At 30.3% G+C, this 4,232-nt stretch carries 3 protein-coding genes and 1 pseudogene; 2 read left to right on the top strand and 2 right to left on the bottom strand.

The annotated features are described in order from the left end of the window. The first annotated feature begins 179 nt into the window (after nucleotides 1-179). Nucleotides 180-365, top strand: a complete 186-nt coding sequence (locus tag ACTG3V_RS15085; RefSeq protein ID WP_439133002.1) for a CsbD family protein — start codon at nucleotides 180-182, stop codon at nucleotides 363-365. Between the two features lie 50 nt (nucleotides 366-415). On the opposite strand, the gene ACTG3V_RS15090 is transcribed toward ACTG3V_RS15085, so the two are convergent. Then, nucleotides 416-1,654: a cation:proton antiporter gene (locus tag ACTG3V_RS15090; protein ID WP_439133003.1), complete on the bottom strand. Its 1,239-nt coding sequence runs from the start codon at nucleotides 1,652-1,654 to the stop codon at nucleotides 416-418. A gap of 277 nt (nucleotides 1,655-1,931) precedes the next feature. On the opposite strand from ACTG3V_RS15090, the gene ACTG3V_RS15095 reads away from it, so the two are divergent. Continuing rightward, nucleotides 1,932-3,383, top strand: a complete 1,452-nt coding sequence (locus tag ACTG3V_RS15095; RefSeq protein WP_439133004.1) for an L-lactate permease — start codon at nucleotides 1,932-1,934, stop codon at nucleotides 3,381-3,383. Nucleotides 3,384-3,448: 65 nt separating this feature from the next. On the opposite strand, the pseudogene glyA reads toward ACTG3V_RS15095, so the two are convergent. Next, nucleotides 3,449-4,232, bottom strand: a pseudogene (gene glyA / locus ACTG3V_RS15100) (serine hydroxymethyltransferase); the annotation flags it as partial.

Raw genomic sequence — 4,232 nt, forward strand, 5'->3', positions numbered from 1 at the left:
TAATGAGTACAAAGATCAAGATGCCTCTAAAAATAGATTAGATGGCGTTGATAAAGATGAATTAGAGAAGCAAACCAATACTGCTTCAGATAAATCAAACAAAAAAATTGCAGATAAAATTCAGAATGAATAAATCATGAATTTTAACGCAATACATATTAACATTTAAAATTAAAATTATGAATACAGACACTAATCAAGGAAAATGGAAACAAATAAAAGGTGAATTTCAAGAAAAGTATGGAGAAATCACCAATAAAGATTCAGTAAAAGCTGAAGGAGAAAAAGAAAAATTGATTGGAGAAATCCAAGAAAAATATGGAAAAGCAAAAGATGAGATTGCTGAAGAAATAAAAAATTGGTAAAAATTATCTCATAAAAAAGAAAGTATCAAATTAAAAGTTTGGTACTTTTTTTATGCTTTAAATTTATTGACAAGTTTACCCACTGTTAACCCTTGAGCTATAATAGAAAAAATCACCACAATATAGGTAATCACTAAAAACAAATCACGATGCATTTCTGTAGACAACCCTAATGCCAAAGCAATTGAAATTCCACCTCGTAAACCTCCCCAAGTCATAATTAAATTCGTTTTTGGTACAAATTCTAACTTTTTAGCAAAAATTTTAATAGGTAAAAACAAAGAAACATACCTACAAAGTAACACTATAGGAATTGCAATTAACCCAACAATAATGTATTTTCCTTCAAAAACCAAGACCAGCATTTCCATACCAATCAATACAAAAAGTATCGCATTTAAAAGAATATCTAATAATTCCCAAAATTTGTCTACGTATTTTTCTGTGATTTTAGACATTGAAGAAGATCTTACAGTATCGTTACCTACAATTAAACCAGCGGTTACCATGGCTAAGGGTGCAGAAACATGCAATTTATGCGCAATAACAGTACCTCCCATAACTGCTGCCAAAGTAATAATTACTTCAATATCGTAATCATCAATGGCTTTCATCAACTTATAACAGAGGTAACCCAAAATTCCACCAAGTACTACTCCACCAACAACTTCTTGTCCAAATAATTTAAAAACATTAAACGTAGTTTCGTTATCAATGCCAGATTGTGCTATCTGAAAAATAGTTAAAAAAACAACAACGCCTACTCCATCATTAAATAAAGATTCTCCCACAATTTTAGTTTCTAATTTTTTGGGCACTCCTGCTTTTTTTAAGATTCCTAAAACAGCTATCGGATCTGTAGGAGAAATTAAAGCGCCAAAAAGCAAACAGTAAATAAAATCTGCCGAAAAATTAAACAATTCTAATAAAACAAAAATAGCACCACCCACTAAAAAAGTAGATGTTAAAACCCCTAATGTAGAAAATAAAAGTATTGGCCAACGTTGAATTTTTAACTGCTCAAAATTAGTGTGTAAAGCCCCTGCAAAAAGTAAGAAACTTAACATCTCATCTAACAGTACAGTTTTAAAATCTATTTTAGTAATGATTGATTTTTCAATATTTAACAAGGTAGCATCAAAATAACTTAACAAAAACACCCCTAGAGTAAACACAATTGTCATTACCATTAAGCCAATTGTATTTGGTAATTTTAAAAAACGAACATTAATAAAGCCAAAAATTGCAGAAAGAAAAATTAATATTGTTGCTATAAAATATGCATCCATTAGTGTTTTTTTTCAAATTTAAAAAAAAGAAGCTTTATGACTGCCAACTCTAAAGGATATTTATTTTAAAAATTTGTTAATCGTTACCCTAAGGTGTACTTAAGAAAAGAACTTTATAACAAATAATTACTATTTTTTATTTACATAAGTTGATAATTATCATAATAGCAATATTTAAGTAATGCTATTTTTGAACGATATTAAGCTCTGTATTAAAATTTGATAAACTTTATAGGATATAAGATATTTACAAGAGCTGCATTAAACCATTTATTTTATGAGTATTTTGTATTCAGTGTTATCTTTAACACCAATATTAGTACTACTATTCGTAAGTTTGTTAAAAGGTGTAAAGGCCGGAATTTATGCGGGTTTTATTGTAACCACGATATTATTTTTTATTTGGGATAGTAAATTAATCGCCTTTCCAGCTGCTTTAATTTCTGCTTTTATCAACACCATTTCAATTTTAATGATTGTTTTTGGAGCCTTATTATTACACGCTAATATGGAGGAGGTTGGTTTTATTGAAAAAATAAAAAGCTCACTAAAAAAAGCACATCATAATACTAGTTTTCAATTTTATTTTTTAGCTTTTTTCTTAACGGCTTTTTTTGAAAGTGTAGCAGGATTTGGTACACCAGGAGCAATTGTGCCCCTTTTATTAATTTCATTAGGTTTCTCACCAATTTTATCTATTGTTGTGGTATTACTTATCGATGGTTTATTTGCCATTACTGGTGCAATTGGTACACCTGTTATTGCTGGTTTTCAAGGTTCATTAGATTTAGGAATACTTCAAGTGAAACAAATTTATTTATATGCATCTTGTTTTATGATAGTTTCAGGTGCCATATTATTATTTTTTATTCAACGTTTTGTAGTTAAAGAACATCCAGAAATCTCTGCATACAGTTGGAAATTGTATTTAAGCATCGCTTTACCTTTTGTGATTTTATCTTTTTTTCTAAAAGAACTTACAGGTGTTATTGCAGCAACTTTTATGGGAGCTTTTGCCTTTTTCTTCTTCTTTACCAATAAAAAATTAGATTGGAAACCATGGATTCCTTATGGTATATTGGTGATTTTACTATTAGTTCCAAAAATAATAACGGCTATTCAACCCCTAATATCTTTTAAATTATCGTTCGAAAACATGTTTAATTCTAACGTTGATGCTTCATTTCTACCTTTTAGATCTCCACTTTTTCCTTTTGCCATTGCAGCACTATTTGCTGCACTTTTGGGTAAAAATTATAAAGTGAGGCTCAAACCAGTATTAAATAAAACCTTAAGTATTTTTTTAATTTTGTTTCCTTCATTGGGTATTACTCAATTAATGCTATCTAGTGGAACAACCATGCCATCCATGATCGCTACCATGTCTGAGCTTTTTGCACAAACAGGAAATGCTTACCCTATAATAAGTCCATTTATTGGTGTAATGGGTACATTTATTACAGGTAGCACCACAGTTTCTAATATTATTTTTGGATCTGTTCAATACAGTTCAGCAGAAAACTTAAGTTTATCTACAGAAATTATTTTAGCCATGCAATTAAATGGAGCATCATTAGGAAATGCGATCTGTTTATTTAATATTATTTCTGCTGCTGCAGTTGCTGGGATTACAAAATATACCACAATTTTAAATAAAAATATTGGCCCTGTATTGTTAGCTACATTTATAACCTCTATTATAGGTTTTATAATATTATTTTTAGTTTAATCATCGCCAAAAAAAAACACCACTTCATTTAAAAGTGGTGTTCTTATATCATAAAAAAATAAAATCTACATCACAAATAATCTGCGAGAACCCATCATATCTGCAACGCGTTCACCAATTTCATGCAAAGCTTCGTCATTAGCTGCATTTTGAATCGCTTCATCAATAAAATTAACAACAGCTTTCATATCTTCAGTTTTTAAACCTCTTGTAGTAATTGCAGGTGTTCCTACTCTAATTCCAGAAGTTACAAACGGACTTTTATCATCAAAAGGTACCATATTTTTATTAACAGTAATATCTGCCTTTCCTAAAGCAATTTCTGCATCTTTACCAGAAATATTCTTGTTTCTTAAATCGATTAACATACAATGATTGTCTGTTCCACCCGAAATTAAATCATAACCTTTAGCTACAAATTCTGCAGCCATTGCAGCCGCATTTTCTTTCACTTGAATTTGATATTCTAAAAATTCATCGGTTAATGCCTCACCAAAAGCAATGGCTTTTGCAGCAATCACATGTTCTAAAGGCCCCCCTTGATTTCCAGGAAAAACCGCAGAATTTAACAACATTGACATTTTTTTAGGTTTTCCACTTTTTAAAGTTTCCCCAAAAGGATTATCAAAATCTTGTCCCATCATAATCATTCCACCTCTTGGACCACGCAATGTTTTGTGAGTTGTTGTCGTTACAATATGGCAATGAGGCAAAGGATCGTTTAAAATACCTTTTGCTATCATTCCTGATGGATGAGAAATATCTGCCATTAAAATTGCTCCAACTGAATCTGCTATCACTCTAAAACGCTCAAAATCGATATCTCTAGAATATGCAGAAGCCCCAGCA

It is taken from the genome of Polaribacter sp. (assembly GCF_965660385.1).
Taxonomy (GTDB): Bacteria; Bacteroidota; Bacteroidia; order Flavobacteriales; family Flavobacteriaceae; genus Polaribacter.